Source organism: gamma proteobacterium symbiont of Lampromicra miyakona (assembly GCF_059730895.1).
The window spans coordinates 3,768,460-3,793,579 of record NZ_AP035932.1; the positions used below are offsets into that span (position 1 = coordinate 3,768,460).

Consider the following 25,120-nt stretch of genomic DNA (forward strand, 5'->3'; position numbering starts at 1 on the left):
GTTCGATGACTACAATGTGACAAGGCACATCCCACGCTTTAGCGCGCTGTAACCGCATGTGGAACGACGCGCCACATCCCATTTCAACACCCCGGTCATAAAACCTTCATCTATCCGGGCTACATTGGCTCGGTTCTTGCTGGACTAGACCACGACGACCCACAACTTACACCCGGAGCAATCGAGATGAAAGCGTTTATCTCTTCTGTAGTAGCCAGTGCCGTTCTGCTTGCGCTGCCCGCCGCGCATGCCGCCGATAACGATGTTGCCGCGCTGGAAAAAGCCGCGCGCGCTGAAGGCCAGGTGAACAGCGTCGGTATGCCTGACACCTGGGCTAACTGGAAAGATACCTGGAACGATCTCAGCACCAAATACGGTCTGAAGCACAGCGATACCGATATGTCTTCGGCGCAGGAGCTGGCGAAGTTTGCCGCCGAGCAGGATAACGCCAGCGCCGATATCGGCGACGTGGGCGCCGCTTTCGGTCCGATTGCCGTCGCCAAAGGCGTGGCGCAACCCTACAAACCGACGCACTGGGATCAGATTCCGGCATGGGCGAAAGACGCCGATGGCAACTGGATGCTGGCCTACACCGGCACCATCGCTTTCCTGATCGACAAGCAGCAGGTGAAAGACGCACCGCACAGCTGGGCCGATCTGAAAAAAGGTAAGTATGTGGTCACTATCGGCGACGTCGGCACGGCTGCTCAGGCGGCAAACGGCGTCCTCGCCGCCAGCTATGCGCTGGGCGGTGACGAGAAGAACATCAAGCCGGCGCTGGCGTTCTTTGGCGAGCTGGCGAAACAGGGCCGCCTTGGCGTGACCGACCCGGTAATCGCCAACATCGAAAAAGGTGAGATTCAGGTCGCCGTGGTGTGGGACTTCAACGGTCTGAACTACCGCGACCAGATTGATAAAAATCGCTACGAAGTGGTGATTCCGTCGGACGGGTCCGTGACTTCTGGCTACACCACCATTATCAACAAATACGCCCGCCACCCGAACGCGGCGAAGCTGGCGCGTGAATACATTCTGTCGGATGAGGGCCAGATCAACCTGGCGAAAGGCTATGCGCGCCCGATTCGCGCCGAGCATTTAACGCTGCCGGCAGACGTGCAGGCCAAACTGCTGCCGCAGTCGGAATATAAAAATGCCCGTCCGATCAAAGATCAGGCTGCCTGGGATAAGACCTCAAAACTGCTGCCGCGCCTATGGCAGGAGAATGTGGTTATTAACATGAAGCAGTAACGCAGACGTTCTGCCAGTCGCACATACCGTAGCGGCGCGATGTATCGCGCATCCGTTTTCCGGCAATGCGCAATACATTGCGCCGGTACCTATCACCAATTTTTACTGGGTGCGCATTCATGCGCACCTGAGGGAGCGGGGATGAAAACAATCCTGGTGGTACTCGATGGGCTGAGTAATCAGGTGGCGCAGCACGCCATGGGCTATCTGTTTGCCGAATGCAAACAGGGCAACGGCCACTATTACACGCTGACCTGCGAACTGCCGTCGCTGTCGCGTCCGCTGTACGAATGCATTCTGACCGGCATTCCGCCGGTGCGCAGCGGCATCATTCACAACGGCGTCAATCGCCTGAGCAATCAGCGCAGTATCTTCCACTACGCGCGCGACGCCGGACTCACTACCGCCGCTGCCGCTTATCACTGGGTGAGCGAACTGTATAACCGCTCGCCGTTCAACGCCGCGCGCGATCGCCACACTAACGCGCCCGACCTGCCGATCCAGTACGGCCATTTCTACTGGGACGACGGTTACCCCGACTCGCATCTGTTTGAGGATGCCGAAAGCCTGCGCCTGCAGCACGATCCCGATTTCCTGCTGATTCACCCAATGAACATCGACGATGCCGGGCACAAGCACAGCCTGTCATCACCGCAGTACCGTAACCGGGCACGAATGGCGGATGGCTATCTGTCGCAGTGGATGCCCGGCTGGCTGGCCGCCGGTTATCAGGTGATTGTCACCGCCGATCACGGCATGAACGACGATCGCTCGCACGGCGGTATTCTGCCGGAAGAGACGCAGGTGCCGCTGTTTGTTTTTGGCCGCGGCTTCTCGCTGCAGCCCGACCTTGAACCGCAGCAAACCGACCTGTGCGGCACCGTCTGCACCCTGCTCGGCGTCCCGCACGACAAACCGCTGTGTCGTGGTCTGCTGGCGGAGCCGCGCTGATGAAGGGCAAAACCCTGGCCTCGCTGTTGCTGCTGCCGTTCGTGCTGTTCTGGATCGCCTTCCAGCTCGCGCCGCTGCTGTGGATTGCCATCAACAGCTTCTGGAGCGATATCAATGAGCGCTGGGGCATCGATAACTACAGCGATATCCTCACTTCACCGTTCTACCTGCAGGCCTTTCGCCTGTCGCTGGATATTTCACTGTGGTCGAGCGTTTACGGTCTGCTGATCGCGCTGCTTGCCGGTTATTCGCTGCACAAGCTCGGCACCGGGCGTTTTCAGCGCTTTTTGCTGTCGTTCACCAATATGACCAGCAACTTCGCCGGCGTGCCGCTGGCCTTCGCCTTTGTCATCCTGCTTGGACTGAACGGCTGCCTGACGCTGCTGCTGCGCCACTACGGCTGGCTGGACAGCTTTAAGCTGTTTTCGCGCGACGGCATGGTGCTGGTTTACACCTGGTTCCAGATTCCGCTCGGTATTCTGCTGCTCTACCCGGCGTTTGACGGGCTGCGGAAAGACTGGGAAGAGTCGGCGGCACTGCTCGGTGCCAGCCGCTGGCGCTACTGGTGGCACATCGGCCTGCCGATTCTGTTTCCGGCACTGCTCGGCACCTTTGTGATTTTGCTGGCCAACGCGCTGGGCGCCTACGCCACCATTTACGCGCTGACCACCGGCAACTTCAACGTGGTGCCAGTGCGCATCGCCGCGCTGGTGTCAGGCGATATCTCGCTCGATCCCAATACCGGCGGCGCGCTGGCGATGCTGCTGGTGCTGATTATGGCGCTGATTACCGTGGTGCAGCAGTATCTGGTGCGTCGCAGCTATCTGCATGCCCGCGTACAGGAGTCCTGACATGTCTCGCGTCGAAAAACTCTACCACCGCCTGATTGTCTGGCTGCTGCTGATCGTGCTCGCCGCACCGCTGCTGGCGACGCTGCTGTACGGCATCTCCAGCGAGTGGAGCGATACCATTCTGCCGCAGGGCTTTACCCTGAAGTGGCTGACGCAGTTGTGGAGCGATCCGCGCTTCCTCACCGCGCTCGGTCATTCGCTGCTGATCTGCGTGGGTGCGCTGCTGTTCTCCCTGCTGCTGGTGCTGCCTGCGATGTTTGTAATCGCTTACTACTATCCAAAACTGGACGCGGTGATGAACGTGCTGATTCTGATGCCGTTTGCCGTGCCGCCGGTGGTCTCGTCGGTCGGGCTGCTGCAGCTCTACTCCTCGGGCCCGCTGATGCTGACCGGCACGCCGTGGATTCTCATCGGCTGTTACTTCACCATTGCGTTGCCGTTTATCTACCGCGCCATTGCCAACAACATGCAGGCCATTAACCTGAAAGAGCTGATTGACGCGGCTCATCTGCTGGGCGCCAGCACCTGGCAGGCAGCCCTGTTTGTGGTGCTGCCAAATCTGCGCAAAGGGGTGTTTATTGCCGTGCTGCTCTCCTTCTCCTTTCTGATTGGTGAGTTTGTCTTTGCTAACCTGCTGGTCGGCACCCGCTATGAAACGCTGCAGGTTTATCTCTACAACATGCGCAACGGCAGCGGGCATTTCACCAGCGCGCTGGTGATCTCTTATTTTGCGGTTGTCCTGCTGGTCACCTGGCTGGCCAATGCCCTCAATCCTGAACGAGGCTGACCATGAGTTACCTGAACGTTACCCAACTGAATAAAAGCTACGGCCCGACCACCATTTTTGAAAACATCGATTTCAGCGCCGACGAAGGTGAGTTTGTCACCCTGCTCGGCCCGAGCGGCTGCGGCAAGTCAACGCTGCTGCGCTGCATCGCCGGCCTGACCGATGTCGACAGCGGCACCATTCTGCTGCAGGGCCAGGATCTGGTGCCGCTGCCGCCGCAGAAACGTACCATTGGCATGGTGTTCCAGAGCTATGCGCTGTTTCCCAATATGACGGTAGAGAAGAACGTCGCCTTTGGCCTGAAGATGCAGAAACTGCCCGCCGGTGAGATTCAGCAACGCGTGATGGAAGCGCTGGCGCTGGTGGAGCTGACCGACTTCGCGCGCCGCTATCCGCACCAGCTGTCGGGTGGTCAGTGTCAGCGTGTGGCGCTGGCGCGCTCGCTGGTGACGCGGCCGCGCCTGCTGCTGCTGGATGAACCGCTGTCGGCGCTGGACGCCCGCATTCGCCGCCATCTGCGCGAGCAGATTCGCCACATTCAGCAGGAGCTGAAGCTGACCACCATTTTTGTCACCCACGATCAGGAAGAGGCGCTGACGCTGTCGGACCGTATTGTGCTGATGAACCGCGGTCGCATTGTGCAAAACGGCAACGCGGAAACGCTCTATACCCAGCCGGTGGATCTGTTCGCCGCGGGCTTTATTGGCAACTACAACCTGCTGAGTGCCGAACAGGCAACGCAGCTGACCGGTCAGCCGTTCAGCAGCCAGGTGGCGATTCGTCCGGAATCCATCCAGCTGTGCGCACCGCAGGCAGGCATCGCGGCCACCATTCTCAGCCATAGCCTGCTCGGGAACGTGATCCGCTATCGTGTGCTGGCGAATCAGGTCGAGTTGTCGGTGGATGTGCTCAACCGCAGCGTGGCAGATTTACACCCCGCCGGCATGCAGATTGGACTACAGTTAGAGATGTCGACGTTGCGCCAGGTCGCTTAAATTAAACGAAAAATTGGCAACGCAGCGCGACGCAGGTATTTATCGGCTGTGCTTATCGCCAGGCAGGCAGCCGCCTGTTTTCTGCCTGGCGCATAGGAGCCTTTATTCGTGTTAACCCTGCTTAACCTTCTCTCCGCCGTCGCCCTGCTGGTATGGGGCACCCACATTGTCCGCACCGGCGTGATGCGCGTGTACGGTGCCGATCTGCGTCGCGTGTTAAGCCGCAGCGTGGAAAAAAAACCGATGGCGTTTCTTGCCGGGATTGGCGTTACCGCGCTGGTGCAGAGCAGTAACGCCACCACGTTGTTAGTCACCTCGTTTGTGGCGCAGAATCTGGTCAGCCTGACGCCCGCGCTGGTGGTGGTGCTGGGAGCTGACGTCGGTACCGCCATCATGGCGCGCATCCTGACCTTCGATCTCTCCTGGCTGTCGCCGCTGTTTATCTTTTTTGGCGTGGTATTTTTCCTCAGCCGCAAACAGACGCGCGCCGGTCAGATCGGACGCGCGGCCATCGGCCTCGGGCTGATTCTGCTGGCGCTGCAGCTGATTGTCGCCGCCGCCAAACCCATTACGCAGGCCGCCGGCGTGCAGGTGCTGTTCTCGACGCTGACCGGCGATATCATGCTGGATGCGCTGATTGGCGCGGTATTCGCCATCATCAGCTACTCCAGCCTGGCTGCGGTGCTGATTACCGCCACGCTGACCGCCACCGGCGTTATCTCGTTCAAAGTGGCGCTGTGTCTGGTGATTGGCGCTAACCTCGGCAGCGGCTTGCTGGCGATGATCAACGCCAGCGGATCGAATGCTGCCGGCAAGCGGGTGGCGCTCGGCAGCCTGTTGTTCAAGCTGATTGGCAGCATCGTTATTTTGCCGTTTGTCGATTACATCGCCGACCTGCTGGATAAGCTGCCGGTTAACGATGAAGAGATGGTGATCTTCTTCCACGTGTTCTACAACCTGGTGCGCTGTCTGGTGATGGTGCCGTTTGCCGAACCGATGGCGCGCCTGTGCCGCCGTATGATCGCCGACGATGCGGAAAACCAGACCCATCTCAAGCCTAAGCACCTCGACAGCAGCGCGCTGGATACGCCGGCGCTGGCGCTGGCCAACGCGGCGCGGGAGACGCTGCGCATTGGTGATGTGGTGGAGCAGATGTTGGAGAGCTTCAACAAGGTGGTGATGGGCGAACTGCGCGAGGAGCGCGCAGTGCGGCGGCTGGATGATGATGTGGATGTGCTGTACACCGCCATTAAGCTCTATCTGGCGCGCATGCCGAAGGAGGATCTGGCGGAAGAGGATTCACGCCGCTGGGCCGAGGTGATTGAGATGGCGCTGAATCTGGAGCAGGCAGGCGACATTATCGAACGCATGAGCGCCGACGTAGCGGACAAGTCGCTGCAGGCGCGCCGGGCGTTTTCGCCGGAAGGGCTGGAAGAGCTGAATTCGCTGCAGGAGCAGGTGTTAAGCAACCTGCGCCTGAGCCTGTCGGTGTTTCTGTCGCACGACGTCACCAGCGCCAAGCGCCTGCGCCGTGCCAAGCACCGTTTCCGCATCCTGATTCGCCGTTATTCCCACGCCCACGTCGAGCGCCTGCACCGGCAGAATGTGCAAAGCATCGAAACCAGTTCGCTGCATTTAGGTTTGCTGGGAGATATGAAGCGCCTGAATTCGCTGTTCTGCGCGGTGGCGTACACCGTGCTGGACCAGCCGGACGATGAGCGCGAGGTGGATTGATCATTTTTACAACGCGCGATAAATCGCGCCGCTACAGGCTGTGCATTAATCTGTAACGGCGCAATTTATTGCGCATTGCCATTACGACAACAAACTGAACGCGATCATCCCGACGATGGCGCCGGTGGTGCCGAGAATCGTCTCCATCAGCGTCCAGGTCTTCAGCGTCTCGCCTTCGGTGGCACCGGTGAAGCGGCCAAACAGCCAGAAACCGGCATCATTGACGTGGCTGATAATAATCGAGCCGCCGCCGATGCAGATCGACAGCGCCGCCAGCTGCGCACCGCTGTAATGCAACGGTTCAATCACCGGCATCACCAGCCCGACGGTGGTTAAACAGGCCACCGTGGCCGAGCCCTGAATCACCCGAATCGCGCCGGAGAGAATAAAACAGGCCAGCGCAATCGGCATGCCAGCACCGGTCAGCGCGTGGCCCAGCACCGGGCCAACACCGGAATCCACCAGCACCTGCTTGAACACGCCGCCCGCACCAATCACCAGCAGGATAATCCCCGCCGGCTGCAGCGCGCTGCCGCATACCTGCATCACCTTCTCTTTATCCATGCCCTGACGGTAAGCCAGGCCGTAAATCGCTACCAGCAGCGCCAGCAGGATGGCGGTAAACGGATGGCCGATAAACTCCAGCCACGCATACAGACGTGAATCCGGTGTGGTGAAGCGCGCGCCGATGGTTTTCAGCCCGACCAGCAGCAGCGGGAACAGAATCAGCGACAGGCTAAAGCCAAACGACGGCAGCTGGCCCTCGCTGACGTCCGGCTGATGATCTTCCGGCGGCGCGCTGAACGTCACATGGCGCGCAATCAGGTTGCCGAACAGCGGACCGGCAATCAGCATGCCGGGAATCGCCGCGCACAGCCCCAGCAGGATCATCCAGCCAAAGTCAGCATGCATCTGCGCCGCCAGCAGCATCGGTGCCGGTCCGGGCAGCAAAAAGGCCGCCGCGGCGGCGACGCCGGCAAACAGCGGGATCACCAGTTTGACCAGATTATCGTGGGTGCGGCGTGCCACCGCGAAGGCGATGCTGATCAACAACACTACGGCCACTTCAAAGAACAGCGGCAGCGCACAAATCAGCCCGGCAATGCCCATCGCATAGTGCGCGCGCCGCTCGCCAAAGGTTTTCAGCATACGAATGGCGATCTGATCGACCGCACCGGTTTCATGCAGAATTTTGCCGAACATGGCGCCCAGCGCCACCACAATGGCGAGAAAGCCGAGCGTGCCGCCCATGCCTTTTTGCATGGTCTCAGCAATTTTATCCAGCGGCATACCGGAGAACAGACCGGCACCCATCGACACTAACATCAGAGCGACAAAGGCGTGCATACGCGCTTTCATCACTAAAAACAGCAGCAGCAGGACAGAGCCTGCTGCGGTTAACACCAGCGTTGCGGTACTCATGACTAGCCCTTGTTGATTGCGCCCTCGATGGTCGCAACCGTGGCCGCAACTACCTCATCCAGTGAGTGATTGATATCGACAACCAGCACATCCGGCTCGTCGGCACCCGGTTCCTGCAGGGTTTCAAACTGTGTCACCAGCATCTGCGGTTTGAAGAAGTGGCCTTTGCGCGCCTTGAGACGAGACTCAATGGTGGCAAAATCGCCCTTCAGATAGATGAATTTAAGGTTGTGGTTGCCCTGACGCAGGATGTCGCGATAGGACTTTTTCAGCGCTGAACAGACGATGATCGAGATCGCCTGGGTGCGCTGCATCGCGAACGCCGCATCATTCAGCGCCTGCAGCCACGGCTGGCGATCGTCGTCGTTCAGCGGATGGCCTTCCGCCATTTTGGTGATGTTGCTGCGCGGATGCAGGAAATCACCATCCAGAAACGCGGTGCTGAGCTGATGAGACACCTGATTGGCGACGGCAGACTTTCCGCTGCCGGAAACACCCATCAGGATAAAGACGTGGTGCGATGGAGATGGCGTGGTCATGGTTTTGCGCTCCGGCAGTTGGTGCTGCCAATGTTACCGATAACAATTTTGATTGCCATTGTCCGAGCGCGCTCAGACGCTGGCAACCCTTGTCAGGCGGAAAAGCACGAAAGTGTGAACTGACTCAAAAAATCGCCAAAATCAGATGCTGCCACCTTCGGCAATCTCAAAACCGACATCCAGCGGCGCGGTCACGCTGCGATCGCCGCCAATCCGCGCCAGCAGCATGGCGGCTGATTCACGCCCCATGCGTTCGCGTGGCGTCAGCACCGTAGCCAGCCGTGGATTAACCACCTGCGTGATGTCGTGGCCGTGAAAGCCGGCGATCGCCATCTGCTCCGGCACGCGTAACCCCTGGCGCTGGCACTCAAACATCGCGCCTACCGCCAGGTCATCATTGGTACAGAACAGGCTGTCAGTATGCGGATAGCGCTTCTGCGCCTCGCGTAATAACTGGGCACCGGCGCTGAAGGAGGAGGCATCTTCCATCATGACGCTGTGCGGCGTCAGCCCGGCTTCGCGCATCGCCTGTTCATAGCCCTGCTGCTTTTGCAGCGTACGCTCATCGAGGCGCGCGCCCAGGTAAACGGTATGACGATGGCCTTTTTTGAGGATAGCATGCGTCATCTGCCGCGCCGCCTCGACGTTGTCGAAGCCCACGGCCATATCAAGGCACGGCGTGACGCAATCCATCATTTCGATCACCGGAATGCCCGCCACTTCCAGCATGCGCAGCGTGCCCGGCGTGTGGGAACGTTCGGTGAGGATCACGCCATCAATGTTCCAGCCCAGCAGCGAACGCAGCTGCAGCTCCTCTTTGTGCGGGTTATAGCCGAAGTGCGCCACCAGCGTCTGATAGCCCGCTTCATCGGTCACGGTTTCAATGCCGCGCAGCACGTCGGCAAACACCTGGTTGGTGAGCGAGGGCAGCAGCACGCCAATCGCGCGGCTGGTGGCGTTAGAGAGCATGTCGGGCGCACGGTTGGGGATATAGCCGAGTTCATCCAGCGCCACGGCGATTTTATCGCGCAACGCCGCAGAGACCTGATCGGGGTTCCGCAAATAGCGGCTGACGGTCATTTTTGTGATGCCGACGCGATCGGCAACATCCTGTAATACCGGTCTTTTCTTCTTCATCGTGTGCGCCTGAGGTCAGAGATAAGCTGAGTTTATCATTTTTTTGTCATGTTATGCCGTTGCGGCGCAACCTCTCACAGACACAACTGAAAAATACCAGCAGATAAAAACAAGACTGGTCTGCTGGAAAAGAAACATTAAAGCAATCCTTCGTGATTATTTAAATCCTAAAGCGGATTAACCTCACATAAAAATAAAAAAAACAGATTATTTAACTAACCTTACATTAGAAAGATAAATAAAATTAAATAAATATTATCAGTAAGATAAATAAATACACCTCGCATTATCCCTGGTTTAAACAGAAACTCACTCTTGATCGTTTTTTCCCTCTTCTTACTATGGCAAACCGGGCAAAAAGCGGCTCGCCCGCTGTATATAAGGAGAATGACCTCATGGAAAAAACCACTTCACCTGCGAAGCGTCCTGTCGAACGCTTCCTCAATACCGTTGAATGGCTGGGCAACCTGTTGCCGCACCCGATTACGCTGTTTGCACTGTTTTCCCTGTTTATCCTCGTCGCGTCGGCTATTGCTGCGGCATTAGGCGTGAGCGTGATCGATCCGCGCCCGATCGGTGCCGCCGGGCGCGCGCCGGACGGGGTGATTCACGTGGTCAGTTTGCTGAGCGCAGAAGGCTTACAGCGCATCGTCAGTCATCTGGTGACGAATTTCACTGGCTTTGCCCCGCTGGGAACCGTGCTGGTGGCGCTGCTGGGTGTCGGCATCGCCGAACAGTCTGGCCTGCTGTCCGCCGCGATGCGCGCACTGGTGTTTAACGCCCCGAAGAAGCTGATCACCTTTACCGTGGTGTTTGCCGGTATCGTCTCGAATACCGCTTCGGAGCTGGGATATGTGGTGCTGATTCCGCTGGCTGCGATGATCTTCCACTCGCTCGGTCGCCATCCGCTGGCTGGACTGGCGGCCGCGTTTGCCGGCGTCTCGGGCGGTTACAGCGCCAATCTGCTGCTTGGCACTATTGATCCACTGCTCTCCGGCATTACCCAGAGTGCAGCGCAGATCATCGATCCTGCTTACAGTGTTGGCCCGGAGGTGAACTGGTACTTCATGTTTATCAGCACCTTTGTGATTGCCGGGCTGGGCACCTGGATCACCAACAGCATCGTCGAACCCAAGCTGGGCAGCTATCAGGATAGCGAAGGTGATGCGGTGCGCGGCGACATGGGCGAGCTGTCGCCTGGCGAGCGTCGGGCACTCAAAGGTGCGGGCTGGGCGGTGCTGGTGGTGTCACTGCTGCTGGCGCTGACGGTCATTCCCGGCCACGGCGTATTACTGAATCCCAAAACCGGCACGCTGGCGGGTTCACCGTTCCTGAAAGGCATCGTGGTATTTATCTTTGTGTTCTTCGCCATCCCCGGTTTTGTTTATGGCCGCCTGATGGGCACCATGCGCAGCGATCGCGATGTCATTCACGCCATGTCCACCAGCATGAGCAGCATGGGAATGTACATCGTGCTGGTGTTTTTTGCCGCGCAGTTTGTCGCCTTTTTCAACTGGAGCAACTTCGGCACGGTGGTGGCAGTGAAAGGTGCCAGCCTGCTGGCTTCACTGGATATGAGCGCCCCGCTGCTGTTCGTCTGCTTCATCCTGATCTGCGGCTTCATCAATCTGATGATTGGCTCCGCGTCGGCCCAGTGGGCAGTGACCGCACCGATTTTCGTGCCGATGCTGATGCTGGTCGGGTTTGCGCCTGAGGTGATCCAGGCGGCGTACCGCATTGGTGACTCAGTGACAAACGTGATTACGCCGATGATGAGCTACTTCGGGCTGATCATGGCAGTGGCGGCGCGCTACCGTCGTGATATGGGCATCGGTACGCTGGTGGCGATGATGCTGCCTTATTCGGTGGTGTTTATGATTGGCTGGACGCTGCTGTTTGTGCTGTGGGTGTTCGTGTTTAACCTGCCGGTCGGTCCCGGCGCGGCCACCTGGTACACGCTGTAATCTCCCCGTGCAGTGGATTGCCACGGACGGCGATCGGTTAACGCGCAGGCAAAAAAAAAGCCAGCACCCGAGCTGGCTAAGAAACACTGGAAGCAATGTGAGCAATGTCGTGCTTACCCGGTTTGTCAGGAGACGCAGCCGGATTCGCGTTGACAATAATAATCATTATCATTCGCGTCTGTAAAGCCCTTTCCCGATTTTTTTACCGTTGACGCTGCGCTCGAATTCCCTGATGTTAAAGGGGATTTCATTCACTGAGTGCAAGGAGCTGCTTTATGAGTCAGGTTACTGTTCGTCACGCAACGCCCGAAGATGCCGCCGTTCTGACGCGTATCTATAGCCAGCCGGAAACTCAGGCGGGCACGCTGCATCTGCCGTATCAGTCACCGTCACTCTGGCAGGAGCGGCTCGCGAATCCCCGTCCCCATGTCACCATGCTGGTGGCCTGTATTGACGGGCAGGTTGTCGGTCAGCTGACGCTGGAAGTTATGGCGGTGGCACGCCGCCGTCACTGCGCCACTATCGGCATGGGCGTTGATCCGACATTCCATCGGCGCGGCGTGGGTAAAGCGCTGATGGCGGCGATGGTGGATCTGTGTGACAACTGGCTGCAGGTCACGCGGATTGAACTGACGGTGTTTGCGGATAACCACCAGGCCATGGGTTTGTATCAGCAGTTTGGTTTTGAGATTGAAGGTACCGCCAGAGGTTTCGCGGTCCGCGACGGCCAGATGATCGATACGCACTACATGGCGCGTCTGAAAGGGAATGCGCGATGAATCGCGCCGCTACCGGCCGGTGCACGGTGAGGTAGCGGCGCAATTTATTGCGCGACGTTAATACCCGGCACTCAAATCATCCACCGAGCGCGGGTCGGATGCGCCGTAACGCATGCCGTCCGGGCCAATCATGATGCTCTGCGTGCTGCCCATCGCCGGCAGCACTTTGACATGCTGACCTTTTGCTTCCAGCAGACGCAGCGTATCCGGGCTGAAGCCCTTCTCGACGCGCAGCTGATCCGGCAGCCACTGATGGTGGAAGCGCGGCGCATTGGTGGCTTCCGCCACGTTCATGCCGAAATCGATACTGTTCACCACCATTTGCAGCACCGTGGTGATAATCCGGCTGCCGCCCGGGCTGCCGGTCACCAGCCAGGTTTTACCGTCTTTCGCTACAATGGTCGGCGACATTGATGACAGCGGACGTTTGGCCGGCTGAATCGCGTTCGCCTCACCGCCCACCAGGCCATAGACGTTTGGCGTGCCCGGCTTGGCAGAGAAATCATCCATTTCATTGTTCATCAGAATGCCGCTGTTACCGGCCACTACGCCGCTGCCAAAGTAGGTGTTCAGCGTGTAGGTCACCGCCACCGCGTTGCCGTCTTTATCCACCACCGAGAAGTGGGTGGTTTGATTGCTCTCGTACGGAGCCAGCTTACCGGGCTTGATGTCGGCTGAGGGGCGCGCCTTGTTAACGTCAATCTGCTGGGCCAGCGTTTTGGCGTAGGCTTTGCTGGTCAGCGCCTGCTGCGGCACTTTAACGAAGTCGGGATCGCCGAGATACTCGGAGCGGTCGGCGTAGGCATATTTTTCCGCTTCGGCCATAACCTGCATCGCGTCCGCGCTGCCGAAGCCCCATTTCGCCAGGTCGAAGTTTTCCAGGATATTGAGGATCTGCACGATATGAATGCCGCCGGACGACGGTGGCGGCATGGAGAACACCTCGTAGCCACGGTAGCTGCCGCTTACCGGCTTGCGTTCCACTGCGCGGTAGGCCGCCAGATCCGCCTTGCCAATCAGTCCGCCGTGCTGCGCCATTTCGGCAGCGATCTCATCGGCAATTTTGCCTTTGTAGAAAGCATCCGGCCCCTGCTGAGCAATCAGCTGCAGGCTATGCGCGAGGTTTTTCTGCACCAGGCGATCGCCCTTCTGGTACGGCTGACCGTCGGCTTTGTAGAAAATGGCGCGACTGTTGTCGTGGTTGATCAGGTTCTCTTTACCGTAGGTAGCGAGATCGTCAGCCAGCGCATCGTTAACGATGATGCCGTCGCGCGCCAGTTTGATCGCCGGCGCCAGCAGCGTGCTGAGCGGCAGCGTGCCGTACTTTTGCGCTGCCAGGGCAAAACCGGCTACGGTGCCCGGCGTGCCGGAAGCCAGATGAGAAGTGAGTGATAACTTACTATCCGCGTTGCCCTGCTTATCCAGGAACATATCGCGCGAGGCACGCGCCGGCGCCATCTCGCGGAAATCAATGGCGGTGGTGCGGCCGGCAGCGGTGCGCAGCAGCATAAAGCCGCCACCGCCCAGGTTGCCCGCCTGCGGGTGAGTGACCGCCAGCGCAAAGCCCACCGCAATCGCCGCATCAACCGCGTTGCCGCCCTGTTTGAGAATATCCACGCCCACCCGGGTGGCCATCGCGTCCACTGACGCAACCATCCCGTGCTGTGCTTTCACCGGGTGAAAGGTGTCGCTGTCGACGCCATACGATACCGGCGGGGCGCTGGCCGGCGCCGCCTGCGCCCCCTGCACCACGGTAAAACTCATTAACAGCGCCCAGCCGAACTGGCGCACACCGTTATGTATCCTCATCCCGCCACCATCCTTTCAGTTGTTTACATTTGTTATTGATTGCTGCAAGTGTTTGCAAATACTGTAAAAAAGATAGCAGTTAAGCCAAATTAGGTGCACTCCTGGTTTTGGGGTTTGTGATATCGCATAAACTTATGGTTGCGGCGGTTGCTGCCGGGTGGCGAGCAACCTCACACAGCAGGCCGCACTGATGGAGGAACACCATGAAAAAATGGCTGATTGTTATCGCGGCACTGATGCCGCTGAGTGGCATGGCGAACATGCTGAACAACACTAACCAACCGAATCAACCCGGCTATAACCCAAGCCAGCAGCGGATGCAGACGCGCATGCAGATCCAGCAGCAGCAACAGCAGCAGCAGTTGCGTCAGGATCAGCAGCAGCAAAATCAGGAGATGCAGCGTAAGCTGCAGGAGCGGCGCGATAGCGCCCGGCAGCGCGTGATTCAGTCGCAGCCGGGCCAGCAGAACAGCAATGCGCAGACGCAGTACAGCAATTAACGGAAGTCCGGGCCGATAGCATCAATGCGATCGGTACAGATGGCATCCACGCCCCAGCTCAGCAGCTCGCGCGCCCGCGCGGGCTGATTCACGGTATACACCAGAATACGCAGACCGGCGGCTTTAAGCGCGGCGGTGCGTCCGGCGTCCAGCAAGCGATGATTTAAATGGATTGAGACGCAGTCGAGCGCGGCGGTCAGCGCCTGCCAGTCGTCGTGCCACTCATCCAGCAGCAGGCCGCGCGGCAGCTCCGGCGCGGCCTGCATCGCCGCTTCCAGCGCCGCGTACGAGAACGAGGACAGCAGCGGTGCCGTTTGTCCCTGCCACAGCGTTCGTGCGGCCAGCGCCACATCACGTCCGGTCTCTACCTCTGTACCGCTGCTGGGTTTGATCTCAATGTTGGCCATCATCTGATGCTGGCGGCAGCGCGCCGCCACCTCGCTCAGCAATGCCAGCGGTTCACCGTCAAATTCACGGCTAAACCAGCTGCCGGCATCCAGCTGCGCCAGCTGCTGCCACGGCAGATCGCCCGCCACGCCCCAGCCGTTGCTGGTGCGGTCCAGCGTGTCATCGTGCAGCAGGAAAATCTGCTTATCCTGTGACAGTTTGGCGTCGAATTCGATCATGGTATGACCGTAGTGCGCGCCGACATCAATCGCCGCCAGGGTGTTTTCCGGGGCCAGCTTGCCGCCGCCGCGATGCGCAACAATGTGCGGATAGGGCCAGTTTTTTACACTCATTCCAGACGCTTTCCATGGGTAGAATCGAAGAAGTGTAACGCATCTGGCGGCAGTTGTAGCCACAGGCTGCTGCCAGCCTGAGGCCGCTCGCTGTGCGGCAAACGCACCACCAGCCGCGTGTTGCCAATGTGGCCATGCGCAAGATTGTCCGCGCCGAGGATCTCCAGCGTATCCACCACCAGCGGCACACCGCCGGCCTCACGGCTGCTGAGCTGAATATGCTCGGGACGAATGCCGAGCGTCAGCGGACGGTTGGCCCATCGCGCTTTGCCGGCGCCGAGCGGCAGGCTGTTGAGCGCGTCGAGCGTAAAGCGCGAGCCATCGCTATTGATCTGACCGGGTAGCAGGTTCATCGCCGGCGCGCCGATGAACGACGCAACAAACTGACTGGCCGGACGCTCATACACCTCCACCGGCGTGCCCACCTGCTCTACCACGCCTTTATTCATCACCATCACGCGCTGCGCCAGCGTCATGGCTTCAACCTGATCGTGCGTGACGTACAGGCTGGTGGTTTTCAGCCGGCGGTGCAGTTGCTGCAGCTCCAGACGCATCTGCACGCGCAGGCGCGCATCCAGGTTCGACAGCGGCTCATCAAACAGAAACACCGCCGGTTCCCGCACGATGGCGCGGCCCATGGCCACGCGCTGACGCTGGCCGCCGGAGAGCTCGCGCGGACGGCGCTGCAACAGGTGATCAAGCTCCAGACTGCGCGCCGCATCCATCACCCGCTGGGTAATCTGTTCCTTGCCCATGCCGCGGATCTTCAGGCCGTAAGCCATGTTCTCTCCCACCGTCATGTGCGGGTAGAGCGCGTAATTCTGGAATACCATGGCGATGCCGCGATCTTTCGGCTCCATGTCGGTGACGCGCCGATCATCGATGTAGATATCGCCCGACGTGACGCGCTCCAGCCCGGCCACCATGCGCAGCAGCGTCGATTTCCCGCAGCCGGACGGGCCGACCATCACCATAAATTCACCGTCATTGATGGTGATGTTCAGCGGCTGAATGATTTGGTTTTTGCCGTCATACGATTTCGTAACGGTCTGAAGGGTTACCGCTGCCATCTATTTCTCACTCTCCACCAGGCCACGCACAAAAGCGCGCTGCATCACAAGCACCACCACCACCGGTGGGATCAGGGTTAATAACATCGCCGCCATCACTTCGTTCCACTGCGTCGGACCGCCGCTGGTGTTGATCATACTTTTCACCCCCGCCACGGCAGTGCTCAGGCCGGCATCGTTGATGATCAGCAGCGGCCACAGATACTGGTTCCAGCCGTAAATAAAGGTGATGACAAACAGCGCGGCGAGATTGGTTTTTGACAGCGGCAGCACGATATCCCAGAAAAAACGCATCGGACTGGCGCCGTCAATGCGCGCCGCTTCAATCAGTTCATCCGGCAGCGACATAAAAAACTGGCGGAACAGGAACGTGGCGGTCGCGGAGGCCATCAGCGGCAATGTCAGACCGCTGTAACTGTCCAGCATGTGCAGCGTGGAGATCACCTCCACCGTCGGGAAAATACGCACTTCTACCGGCAGCATCAGGGTGATAAAAATCAGCCAGAAAAACAGCGTGCGCAGCGGAAAGCGAAACCACACCAGCGCAAACGCCGAGAGCATCGACACCGTGATTTTGCCCACGGTGATGCCCAGCGCCATGATCAGGCTGTTCAGCATCATCAGGCCAAACGCCGCGCTGCCGTTGACGCCATCGCGCCAGATGTGGGTGATGTTGTCGATGAGATGCGGGCCGGGCACCAGCGTCATCGGCACCTGATACACCGCGTTGTTATCCAGCGTCGCGGCGACAAACGCCACGTACAGCGGGAACAGAATGGTCAGCACCCCCAGCGCCAGCAGCGTGTGGGCGAAGATATCCAGCCCGCGTCGGTTTTCAATCATTGGTATTGCACCTTACGCTCGACAAAGCGGAATTGCAGAATGGTCAGGCCGATAACCAGCAGCATCAGCACCACCGACTGCGCGGCGGACGACGAGAGATCGAGTCCGGTGAAGCCTTCGCGGTAGATTTTGTAGATCAGAGTGGTGGTGGCCTGTACCGGCCCGCCACCGGTGGCGGCATCAATCACCGGGAAGGTGTCGAAAAAGGCGTAAACCAGATTCACCACCAGCAGGAAAAAGCTGACCGGCGTAATCAGCGGCAGCGACAGATGAAAGAAACGGCGCACCGGTCCGGCACCGTCAATCGCCGCGGCTTCCACCAGCGATTTAGGAATGGACTGCAGCGCGGCAAAGAAAAACAGGAAGTTGTAGCTCATTTGCTGCCAGATCGACGCTAATACAATCAGGAACATCGCCTGACCGCTGTTCTGCGCATAGTTCCAGTTGTAGCCAAACTGGTTCAGCAGATGGCTGAACAGCCCCAGCCCCGGATTGAACAGGAACATCCACAGTACTGCCGCAACCACCGGCGCTACCGCATAGGGCAGCAGCAGCAGCGTCTGATAGAGCTTTTTCAGCCGGATAACGTAATCCACCAGCGCCGCCAGCAGCAGCGAGAATGTCATGCCGCATACCGTCACCAGCGCGCTAAACACGAGGGTGGTCCAGAACGAATCAAGGTAGTAGTCGTCACTGAACAGGCGGCGGAAGTTATCAAGGCCAACAAAGGTGCTGGAGATGCCAAACGGATCGATGCTTTGCAGCGAGTACCACAGCGCCTCTCCGGCGGGCCAGAGAAAAAAGATCGCGGTGATCGCCAGCTGCGGGGCCACCAGCAGATACGGCAACAAACGGGCGCGGAAAACCGGACGTGATGATGAGGACATAGCAGGCTCGTCAGAAAGAGACAGCGGGACGGACTTACTGTCCATCCCGCCATTACGGAGTTACTTCACTTGCTGTTCAAAGCGACGCAGCAGTTCGTTGCCGCGTTTCACCGCGTTGTCCAGCGCTGCCTGTGGCGACTGTTTGCCGGTCCACACGCCTTCCAGCTCTTCGTCGACAATGGTACGAATCTGCGGCATGTTGCCCAGACGCATCCCTTTGGTGAACGGCAGCGGATCTTTATTCAGCATCTGCCGCGTGGCGATGTCCGCGCCCGGGTTTTTGTCATAGAAGCCCTGCTGTTTGGTCAGCTCATAAGCCGCGGTGGTGATCGGCAGATAACCGGTTTTCTGGTGCCATTCTGCCGCGATATCCGGCTGGGCGAGGAACTTCATGAACTCAGCCGCGCCTTTGTAAGTGGCGGCATCTTTGCCTTTCATCACCCACAGGCTGGCGCCACCGATAATGGCGTTCTGCGGTGCGTTCGGCACGGTGTCATCGTACGGCATCATGCCCACGCCAAAGTTGAATTTGGCGTAATGCTTAATGTCGGCCAGCGAACCGGATGAGGCGGTGGTGATACCGCAGTCGCCGTTGTAGAACTTGGACGTCGACTCATCTTTACGGCCAAAGTAGGTGAAATCACCTTTCTTATTCATCTCTTCCAGCAGCTGGATGTGGCGCACCTGCACGGGTTTGTTGAACTCCAGCACCGCGTCGGTACCGTCAAAGCCGTTGTTTTTGGTGGCAACCGGCAGGCCATGCCAGGCGCTGAAGTTTTCGATCTGAATCCAGCCCTGCCAGCCGCTGGCATAGCCGCAGCTCATGCCGGCTTTACGCAGCGCGGCGGCATCCTGCGCCAGCGCCTGCCAGGTTTTCGGTGGCTGATCCGGGTTAAGACCGGCTTTTTTGAACGCGTCTTTGTTGTAGTACAGCACCGGCGTGGAACTGTTGAACGGCTGCGAGATCAGCTGGCCGTTGCTGTCGCTGTAGTAACCGGCAACGGCAGGGACAAACTGTTTCGGGTCCATCGGCACGCCGGCGTCTTTAAACACTTCATGCACCGGCACGATGGCTTTAGAGGCCATCATGGTGGCGGTGCCCACTTCGTAAACCTGCAGAATGGCCGGTGCCTTACCGCTGCGCACCGCAGCGATACCCGCGGCCAGGCTCTGCTCGTAGTTGCCTTTGTAGGTCGGAACGATTTTGTAATCCGGGTGAGCCTGGTTAAAACGCTGTGCCAGAGAATCGACTTCTTTGCCTAACTCGCCTTCCATGGAGTGCCAGAAAGGGATTTCGGTAGCAGCCAGCGCATTACCGCTGATCGCCAGACCGAGCAGCAGACTCATCAGGCGGGGACGAAGCGTAAAAGCGGACATAAGGGTTTCCTGTGCTTGTGGCGCGCGCGATATCACGCATTTTTTGTTCGCGAAGTAACATGACACGAGGAAATGACGGAAAAATAACAGGATTATGACGGGAATATGACGGGGTTAGTGCGCGCTGATGCCCTCACCCCGGCCCTCTCCCACGGGGAGAGGGGGATAAAAGGCGGTGCGCTGATGCCTTCTTCTGCAGGGCGAGAGAAGTCCGGGAGGATGCCAGGATAGCAACCTGGTCTGAAAAACGCTGCCGTACGGTTCCCTCTCCCGCGTGCGGGAGAGGGTTAGGGTGAGGGCAAATCACCGCACCAACGTCATGACCAAAGCCAGGTCAGGCGCCTAAATACGCGCTTCGCACCGCTTCATTGGATAACAACGCTTCACCGCTATCCTCCAGCACCACGTGACCGTTCTCCAGCACGTAACCACGATCGGCCAGCTTCAGTGCCTGGTTGGCGTTCTGCTCGACGAGGAAGATGGTCATGCCCTCTTTACGTAGCTGTTCGATGGTGTCGAAAATCTGCTGGATAATGATCGGCGCCAGACCCAGCGACGGCTCGTCCAGCAGCAACAGGCGCGGCTGGCTCATGAGCGCGCGGCCAATCGCCAGCATCTGCTGCTCACCGCCGGACATGGTGCCGGCGCGCTGCACTTTGCGCTCCGCCAGCCGGGGGAACAGCTGATAAACGCGCTCAATGCGCTCCTGATACTGCTGACGCGTCGCGAAAAAGCCGCCCATCGCCAGGTTCTCTTCCACCGTCATGCGCGAAAACACGCGCCGGCCTTCCGGTACGATGGCAATCGCTTCACGCATGATTTTTGCCGTCTGCCAGTCGGTAATGGTTTTGCCATCAAAGGTGATGGTGCCGCTGGTGGCGCGCGGTTCGCCACACAGCGTCCCGAGCAGCGTGGTTTTACCCGCGCCGTTAGCGCCAATCAGCGTCACGATTTCGCCCTGGCTGATGTGCAGATTAATGTTATGCAGTGCCTGGATCGGGCCATAGTGCGCACTGACGCCCTGTAAAGTTAAAATCGGGTTCGCCATGTTACGCCTCACCTAAATAAGCACGGATCACATCCGGGTTGTTACGCACTTCTTCCGGCGTACCGTTGGCCAGCGGCGTTCCCTGATTCACCACATAAATGCGGTCAGAAATGCCCATCACCAGTTTCATATCGTGTTCAATCAGCAACACTGTCACCTTGTGTTCGCCGCGCAGTTCAGCGATCAGCTCATCCAGCTCGTGCGTTTCGCGCGGATTGAGGCCGGCCGCCGGTTCGTCGAGCATCAGGATTTCCGGACGCGTCACCATGCAGCGGGCGATCTCCAGCCGGCGCTGCTGGCCGTAAGCCAGATTGCCGGCCTGGCGGTTAGCCAGCTCCAGCAGGCCAATGCGCTCCAGCCAGCTGGCCGCGCGGTCCAGCGCTTCGCTCTCGCCGCGCCGGAACGCCGGGGTTTTAAACAGCCCGGAGAACACGCCGCTTTTCAGATGCTGATGCTGCGCCACCAGCAGGTTTTCAATCACCGTCATCTCACGGAACAGGCGCACGTGCTGGAAAGTTCGCACCACGCCCATGCGCGCAATCTTCTGCCCCGGCAGGCCCTGCAATGGCTGATCGCGCAGTTTGATGGTGCCGCCCGTTGGCTTATAGAAACCGGTCAGGCAGTTGAATACCGTGGTTTTCCCCGCCCCGTTCGGGCCAATCAGCGAGACGATCTCCTGCGGATGCAGTTCCAGCGCCACGTTGTTGACGGCCAGCAGGCCGCCGAAGCGCATCATCAGGCCTTCAACGGCTAATAAAGGCTGACTCATGCCTGCTCTCCTTGTTTTGCCTGTTTCAGCTTCAGGTGCGGACGCTTCATCGGCAGCAGCCCCTGCGGACGCCAGATCATCATCAGCACCATCAACCCACCGAGCACCAGCATGCTGTACTCGTTCAAATCACGCATCAGCTCGCGCGACACCACCAGCAGAATCGCGGCCAGGATCACCGCCAGCTGCGAACCCATGCCGCCCAGCACCACAATCGCCAGCACAAACGCGGACTCGACAAAGGTAAAAGATTCCGGGCTGACAAAGCCCTGACGCGCGGCAAACAGCGTACCGGCGAAACCGGCGAACACCGCGCTGATGGTAAAGGCCGTCAGCTTGATGCGCGTTGGGCTGAGACCGAGCGAACGGCAGGCGATCTCATCTTCACGCAGCGCTTCCCACGCACGCCCCAGCGGCATGCGCAGCAGACGATTGATGACGAACAGCGTCAGCACCACCAGCAGCAGCGCCACCAGATAAAGGAAAATCACGCGGTGATTGGGATCGTACGCCAGGCCTGTCAGATCGTGGAAGGTGGTCCAGCCGCCTTCACTGACGCGCCGGCCAAATTCAATACCAAACAGGCTCGGCTTGGGAATCTGCGCGATTCCATTGGGACCGCCAGTGATTGATGTGCTGTTCAGCAGCAGAATACGCACGATCTCACCAAAGCCGAGCGTCACAATCGCCAGATAGTCACCGCGCAGCCGCAGCACCGGGAAGCCCAGCAGCAGGCCAAAGGCACCGGCAACAATGCCGGCCAGCGGCAGGCTCTCCCAGAAGCCAAAACCGTAATAGTGATTCAGCAGCGCAAAGGTGTAAGCACCGATGGCGTAAAAGCCGCCGTAGCCCAGCACCAGCAGGCCGGACAGGCCCACTACCACATTCAGGCCGAGGCCGAGCATCACGTAGATCAGCGTCAGGGTGGCGATATCCACGCTGCCGCGCGACACGAAGAAGGGCCAGGCGACGGCGGCAATAATCACCAGCAGCATCAGCAGCTTTTGTTTTGGTGTCGAACCGTCAAAACCCGGCAGCACCAGCCCTTTGCCACTGCGTTTGAGCTTGCCCTGCAGCAGCGGACGCAGCAGCTGGAACACAAACACCACTGCGCAGCCGAGGAAGATCCAGTTCCAGCGCACGGTGCCCGCATTCGCCACTACCAGTTTGGTACCGTCGAGATCGAGGCGCATACCCATAAAGAAGCTGGCGAGCACCAGCAGCATCACCGTGGAGACCACGGCGTTAACCAGACCGAGGCGTTTCATACTTTCTCCACCTCCGGACGGCCCAGGATACCGGTTGGCATCACCAGCAGCACCACGATCAGCAGCGCGAATGACACCACGTCTTTATATTCGGTCGACAGATAGGCTGACGTCAGCGCTTCCGCAATGCCCAGCACCAGGCCGCCAATCATCGCGCCCGGAATGCTGCCGATGCCGCCCAGTACCGCCGCGGTAAAGGCTTTCATACCAGCCATAAAGCCGATGAACGGGTTAATGGAGCCGTAAAACTGCCCCAGCAGCACGCCAGCCACGGCCGCCATCGCTGCGCCGATCACAAAGGTCAGTGAGATCACGCGGTCGGTGTTGATTCCCAGCAGGCTGGCCATTTTCAGATCTTCAGCGCAGGCGCGGCAGGCGCGGCCCATGCGCGAATAACGAATGAACAGCGTCAGCGCCAGCATCGCGAGGAAGGTGACGACCCAGATAACCAGCTGCATGGTGGTGAGCGTGGCGGCAAAGCCGTTGCTCTCACCCAGCGTCCACTGGCCGGTGATCAGGCTGGGCAGCGCCAGATCGCGCGAGCCCTGCGTCAGGCTGACGTAGTTCTGCAGAAAGATCGACATACCAATCGCCGAGATCAGCGCGATCAGGCGTTTGGAGGAGCGCACCGGCTTATACGCCACGCGCTCAATGCTCCAGCCGTAGGCGCTGGAGATAATCACCGCCATCACGAACCCGGCGGCAATCATCAGCCACGAGGTGTCGATACCCATCATCATCAGGGCGGCAATCACGATAAAGGAGACATAGCTGCCGATCATGTACACCTCGCCGTGGGCGAAGTTGATCATGCCGATGATGCCGTAAACCATGGTGTAACCGATGGCGATCAGCGCGTAGGTGCTCCCGAGTGTGACCCCGTTGAACATCTGCTGAATGAAATAGAGAAACTGCTCGGACATAGTGAGGACCTGCATGTAAACGGGAAATCCCCGGTGCGTTCGGCACCGGGTTAGGGTGAGAGCACCGCGTCGCAGCGCCTCATTCAGCGCGTGCGCGCGGTGCCGCACCCTGCCCTCGCCCATCAGGAGAGGGACAATTCAGGAGCGTGCTTACTTAACTGCGGTAGAAGAACCGTCTTTGTGCCATTTGAAGACGCCAAATTCGAAGCCCTTCAGATCGCCCTTCTGGTCCCAGCTCAGGTTACCCATCACGGTGGGCACCGGCGCACCCTCTTTCAGGTTTTTAGCAATCGCATCAGGCTCATCGCTTTTGCTGCGCTCAATGCCCGCCACCAATGACTGAATAGCCGCATAGGTGGTCCAGACGAACGGGCCGGTTGGATCTTTGCGGTTTGATGCGCTGTTAGCTTTGATCGCGTCCACAATCGCTTTGTTGTCTGGCAGCTGGTCGTAGCGCTTCGGCAGCGTCACGTACAGGCCTTCAGACGCATCACCCGCGATGTTAGACAGGGAAGCGTTGCCGACACCTTCTGGTCCCATAAAGCCGGCTTTCAGACCGGCGGTTTTGGCCTGACGCAGAATCTGGCCCAGCTCCGGGTAGTAACCGCCGTAGTAAACGAAGTCGACGTTCTCTTTCTTCAGGCGCGCAATCAGCGTGGAGAAGTCTTTATCGCCCGCGGTGATCCCTTCGAACAGCACCACGTTGCCGCCTTTCGCCTTCAGGGTTTTCTGCACGGATTCCGCCAGGCCCTGACCGTACTGCTGCTTGTCATGCACCACGGCAATACGTTTTGGTTTGATCTGATCGAGGATGTAGTTGGCAGCGGTCGGGCCCTGATCGGAATCCAGACCGGTGGTACGCATCACGTCGGCATAGCCGCGCGCGGTCAGTTCAGGCGCGGTCGCCGCCGGGGTGATCATCAGAATGCCTTCATCATTATAAATGTCTGATGCTGGCTGAGTGGAGGAGGAGCACAGGTGGCCGATAACGTATTTGATGCCGTCATTGACCACTTTGTTGGCCACCGCAACCGCCTGTTTCGGGTCACAGGCGTCGTCATATTCTACGCCGACCAGCTTGTCACCGTTTACGCCGCCTTTGGCGTTGATGTCCTTGATCGCCTGGGCCGCACCGGTGAACTGCATGTCACCGTACTGCGCCACCGGGCCGGTTGCCGCACCGACAATCGCAATTTTGATGTCTTTCGCCAGTACCGCATGGCTCATCGCCAGCGCTACGCAACCCGCCAGTAATGCGCGTCCTTTACTCATTTTCATGCGAACTTCCCCATCTGTTGTGTCGTGTCTGTTGTGATTGGTTATTTATCTGCCAGTCAAAGAGCAAAACTGATTTGAGAATAATGAGTTAGCGCTCTTTTCTGGCATTTTTTGTTAAGAAGGCTTTATTTTTCAGGTTATTAAACAGGAACTTTCTTCTGTAAATCAACTGACATATTCAGTAAAAGCTGACAGGAACAG

Annotated in this window: 23 protein-coding genes; 9 read left to right on the forward strand and 14 right to left on the reverse strand. The window is 58.8% G+C overall.

What is annotated here, in order from left to right; all coding sequences use genetic code 11:
• Positions 1-186 precede the first annotated feature (186 nt).
• The 6 genes from AC6I8P_RS17785 (at position 187) to AC6I8P_RS17810 (ending at position 6,566) form a co-directional block, all read left to right on the forward strand.
• Entirely contained in the window at positions 187-1,248 is a 1,062-nt protein-coding gene (locus AC6I8P_RS17785) for an ABC transporter substrate-binding protein (protein ID WP_058770009.1), read from the forward strand.
• A gap of 141 nt (positions 1,249-1,389) precedes the next feature.
• The gene (locus tag AC6I8P_RS17790; RefSeq protein ID WP_058770008.1) at positions 1,390-2,199 is read left to right on the forward strand and encodes an alkaline phosphatase family protein; all 810 of its coding nucleotides are present in this window, start codon (positions 1,390-1,392) and stop codon (positions 2,197-2,199) included.
• The gene (locus tag AC6I8P_RS17795) at positions 2,199-3,050 is read left to right on the forward strand and encodes an ABC transporter permease (protein WP_021507865.1); all 852 of its coding nucleotides are present in this window, start codon (positions 2,199-2,201) and stop codon (positions 3,048-3,050) included. Before AC6I8P_RS17790 ends, AC6I8P_RS17795 begins: the two co-directional genes overlap by 1 nt.
• 1 nt (position 3,051) lies before the next feature.
• Positions 3,052-3,837: an ABC transporter permease gene (locus AC6I8P_RS17800; RefSeq protein WP_058757571.1), complete on the forward strand. Its 786-nt coding sequence runs from the start codon at positions 3,052-3,054 to the stop codon at positions 3,835-3,837.
• 2 nt (positions 3,838-3,839) lie between these two features.
• Positions 3,840-4,832 carry an ABC transporter ATP-binding protein gene (locus AC6I8P_RS17805; RefSeq protein ID WP_021507867.1) on the forward strand — a complete coding sequence of 331 codons (993 nt, stop codon included), beginning with the start codon at positions 3,840-3,842 and terminating at the stop codon, positions 4,830-4,832.
• 108 nt (positions 4,833-4,940) lie between these two features.
• Positions 4,941-6,566 (forward strand): Na/Pi cotransporter family protein, encoded by a 1,626-nt coding sequence (locus tag AC6I8P_RS17810; RefSeq protein WP_031279764.1) that lies wholly within the window; start codon positions 4,941-4,943, stop codon positions 6,564-6,566.
• 81 nt (positions 6,567-6,647) lie between these two features.
• Here the strand turns inward: AC6I8P_RS17810 and gntU are convergent, their stop codons facing one another.
• The 3 genes from gntU to gntR form a co-directional block, all read right to left on the reverse strand.
• Positions 6,648-7,988, reverse strand: coding sequence for a gluconate transporter (gene gntU / locus AC6I8P_RS17815; RefSeq protein WP_021507994.1), 1,341 nt, complete (start codon positions 7,986-7,988; stop codon positions 6,648-6,650).
• A 2-nt stretch (positions 7,989-7,990) separates the two neighbouring features.
• On the reverse strand, positions 7,991-8,527 hold the full coding sequence (gntK, locus tag AC6I8P_RS17820; RefSeq protein ID WP_010615889.1) for a gluconokinase: 537 nt from the start codon (positions 8,525-8,527) through the stop codon (positions 7,991-7,993).
• 141 nt (positions 8,528-8,668) lie between these two features.
• A complete protein-coding gene (gene gntR, locus AC6I8P_RS17825) occupies positions 8,669-9,664 on the reverse strand; it encodes a gluconate operon transcriptional repressor GntR (protein ID WP_136546658.1) in 996 nt (331 codons plus the stop codon).
• Between the two features lie 395 nt (positions 9,665-10,059).
• On the opposite strand from gntR, the gene AC6I8P_RS17830 reads away from it, so the two are divergent.
• Complete coding sequence (locus AC6I8P_RS17830) at positions 10,060-11,628, forward strand: AbgT family transporter (protein WP_104187822.1); 1,569 nt, start codon at positions 10,060-10,062, stop codon at positions 11,626-11,628.
• Positions 11,629-11,903: 275 nt separating this feature from the next.
• Complete coding sequence (locus AC6I8P_RS17835) at positions 11,904-12,407, forward strand: GNAT family N-acetyltransferase (RefSeq protein ID WP_104187820.1); 504 nt, start codon at positions 11,904-11,906, stop codon at positions 12,405-12,407.
• Between the two features lie 57 nt (positions 12,408-12,464).
• On the opposite strand, the gene ggt is transcribed toward AC6I8P_RS17835, so the two are convergent.
• Positions 12,465-14,216: a gamma-glutamyltransferase gene (gene ggt, locus AC6I8P_RS17840; protein WP_021507998.1), complete on the reverse strand. Its 1,752-nt coding sequence runs from the start codon at positions 14,214-14,216 to the stop codon at positions 12,465-12,467.
• A 203-nt stretch (positions 14,217-14,419) separates the two neighbouring features.
• On the opposite strand from ggt, the gene AC6I8P_RS17845 reads away from it, so the two are divergent.
• Positions 14,420-14,716: a DUF2756 domain-containing protein gene (locus AC6I8P_RS17845; protein WP_481657999.1), complete on the forward strand. Its 297-nt coding sequence runs from the start codon at positions 14,420-14,422 to the stop codon at positions 14,714-14,716.
• Here AC6I8P_RS17845 and ugpQ read toward each other — a convergent pair.
• The 10 genes from ugpQ to AC6I8P_RS17895 all read right to left on the reverse strand — a co-directional run bounded on the left by ugpQ (position 14,713) and on the right by AC6I8P_RS17895 (position 24,919).
• A complete protein-coding gene (ugpQ, locus tag AC6I8P_RS17850) occupies positions 14,713-15,456 on the reverse strand; it encodes a glycerophosphodiester phosphodiesterase (protein ID WP_021508000.1) in 744 nt (247 codons plus the stop codon). The two genes, AC6I8P_RS17845 and ugpQ, sit on opposite strands and share 4 nt — an antisense overlap.
• Positions 15,453-16,526, reverse strand: coding sequence for a sn-glycerol-3-phosphate import ATP-binding protein UgpC (locus AC6I8P_RS17855; protein WP_021508001.1), 1,074 nt, complete (start codon positions 16,524-16,526; stop codon positions 15,453-15,455). The genes ugpQ and AC6I8P_RS17855 overlap by 4 nt, the downstream gene beginning before the upstream one ends.
• Positions 16,527-17,369, reverse strand: a complete 843-nt coding sequence (ugpE, locus tag AC6I8P_RS17860; protein ID WP_021508002.1) for a sn-glycerol-3-phosphate ABC transporter permease UgpE — start codon at positions 17,367-17,369, stop codon at positions 16,527-16,529.
• Positions 17,366-18,256, reverse strand: coding sequence for a sn-glycerol-3-phosphate ABC transporter permease UgpA (gene ugpA / locus AC6I8P_RS17865; RefSeq protein WP_058757578.1), 891 nt, complete (start codon positions 18,254-18,256; stop codon positions 17,366-17,368). The genes ugpE and ugpA overlap by 4 nt, the downstream gene beginning before the upstream one ends.
• 60 nt (positions 18,257-18,316) lie before the next feature.
• Positions 18,317-19,633, reverse strand: a complete 1,317-nt coding sequence (gene ugpB / locus AC6I8P_RS17870; protein ID WP_058757579.1) for a sn-glycerol-3-phosphate ABC transporter substrate-binding protein UgpB — start codon at positions 19,631-19,633, stop codon at positions 18,317-18,319.
• Between the two features lie 334 nt (positions 19,634-19,967).
• Positions 19,968-20,681: a high-affinity branched-chain amino acid ABC transporter ATP-binding protein LivF gene (gene livF, locus AC6I8P_RS17875; RefSeq protein ID WP_010615896.1), complete on the reverse strand. Its 714-nt coding sequence runs from the start codon at positions 20,679-20,681 to the stop codon at positions 19,968-19,970.
• 1 nt (position 20,682) lies between these two features.
• Positions 20,683-21,450, reverse strand: coding sequence for a high-affinity branched-chain amino acid ABC transporter ATP-binding protein LivG (livG, locus tag AC6I8P_RS17880; RefSeq protein WP_021508005.1), 768 nt, complete (start codon positions 21,448-21,450; stop codon positions 20,683-20,685).
• A complete protein-coding gene (locus tag AC6I8P_RS17885; RefSeq protein ID WP_498027465.1) occupies positions 21,447-22,718 on the reverse strand; it encodes a high-affinity branched-chain amino acid ABC transporter permease LivM in 1,272 nt (423 codons plus the stop codon). Before AC6I8P_RS17885 ends, livG begins: the two co-directional genes overlap by 4 nt.
• On the reverse strand, positions 22,715-23,641 hold the full coding sequence (livH, locus tag AC6I8P_RS17890; protein ID WP_010615899.1) for a high-affinity branched-chain amino acid ABC transporter permease LivH: 927 nt from the start codon (positions 23,639-23,641) through the stop codon (positions 22,715-22,717). Before livH ends, AC6I8P_RS17885 begins: the two co-directional genes overlap by 4 nt.
• Positions 23,642-23,791: 150 nt before the next feature.
• On the reverse strand, positions 23,792-24,919 hold the full coding sequence (locus tag AC6I8P_RS17895; protein ID WP_021508007.1) for a branched-chain amino acid ABC transporter substrate-binding protein: 1,128 nt from the start codon (positions 24,917-24,919) through the stop codon (positions 23,792-23,794).
• Positions 24,920-25,120 lie beyond the last annotated feature (201 nt).

Coding starts and splice junctions, on each gene's coding strand:
- AC6I8P_RS17785 (WP_058770009.1), top strand. CDS start 187: ATGAAAGCGTTTATCTCTTCTGTAGTAGCCAGTGCCGTTCTGCTTGCG.
- AC6I8P_RS17790 (WP_058770008.1), top strand. CDS start 1,390: ATGAAAACAATCCTGGTGGTACTCGATGGGCTGAGTAATCAGGTGGCG.
- AC6I8P_RS17795 (WP_021507865.1), top strand. CDS start 2,199: ATGAAGGGCAAAACCCTGGCCTCGCTGTTGCTGCTGCCGTTCGTGCTG.
- AC6I8P_RS17800 (WP_058757571.1), top strand. CDS start 3,052: ATGTCTCGCGTCGAAAAACTCTACCACCGCCTGATTGTCTGGCTGCTG.
- AC6I8P_RS17805 (WP_021507867.1), top strand. CDS start 3,840: ATGAGTTACCTGAACGTTACCCAACTGAATAAAAGCTACGGCCCGACC.
- gntU (WP_021507994.1), bottom strand. CDS start 7,988: ATGAGTACCGCAACGCTGGTGTTAACCGCAGCAGGCTCTGTCCTGCTG.
- gntK (WP_010615889.1), bottom strand. CDS start 8,527: ATGACCACGCCATCTCCATCGCACCACGTCTTTATCCTGATGGGTGTT.
- gntR (WP_136546658.1), bottom strand. CDS start 9,664: ATGAAGAAGAAAAGACCGGTATTACAGGATGTTGCCGATCGCGTCGGC.
- AC6I8P_RS17830 (WP_104187822.1), top strand. CDS start 10,060: ATGGAAAAAACCACTTCACCTGCGAAGCGTCCTGTCGAACGCTTCCTC.
- AC6I8P_RS17835 (WP_104187820.1), top strand. CDS start 11,904: ATGAGTCAGGTTACTGTTCGTCACGCAACGCCCGAAGATGCCGCCGTT.
- ggt (WP_021507998.1), bottom strand. CDS start 14,216: ATGAGGATACATAACGGTGTGCGCCAGTTCGGCTGGGCGCTGTTAATG.
- AC6I8P_RS17845 (WP_481657999.1), top strand. CDS start 14,420: ATGAAAAAATGGCTGATTGTTATCGCGGCACTGATGCCGCTGAGTGGC.
- ugpQ (WP_021508000.1), bottom strand. CDS start 15,456: ATGAGTGTAAAAAACTGGCCCTATCCGCACATTGTTGCGCATCGCGGC.
- AC6I8P_RS17855 (WP_021508001.1), bottom strand. CDS start 16,526: ATGGCAGCGGTAACCCTTCAGACCGTTACGAAATCGTATGACGGCAAA.
- ugpE (WP_021508002.1), bottom strand. CDS start 17,369: ATGATTGAAAACCGACGCGGGCTGGATATCTTCGCCCACACGCTGCTG.
- ugpA (WP_058757578.1), bottom strand. CDS start 18,256: ATGTCCTCATCATCACGTCCGGTTTTCCGCGCCCGTTTGTTGCCGTAT.
- ugpB (WP_058757579.1), bottom strand. CDS start 19,633: ATGTCCGCTTTTACGCTTCGTCCCCGCCTGATGAGTCTGCTGCTCGGT.
- livF (WP_010615896.1), bottom strand. CDS start 20,681: ATGGCGAACCCGATTTTAACTTTACAGGGCGTCAGTGCGCACTATGGC.
- livG (WP_021508005.1), bottom strand. CDS start 21,450: ATGAGTCAGCCTTTATTAGCCGTTGAAGGCCTGATGATGCGCTTCGGC.
- AC6I8P_RS17885 (WP_498027465.1), bottom strand. CDS start 22,718: ATGAAACGCCTCGGTCTGGTTAACGCCGTGGTCTCCACGGTGATGCTG.
- livH (WP_010615899.1), bottom strand. CDS start 23,641: ATGTCCGAGCAGTTTCTCTATTTCATTCAGCAGATGTTCAACGGGGTC.
- AC6I8P_RS17895 (WP_021508007.1), bottom strand. CDS start 24,919: ATGAAAATGAGTAAAGGACGCGCATTACTGGCGGGTTGCGTAGCGCTG.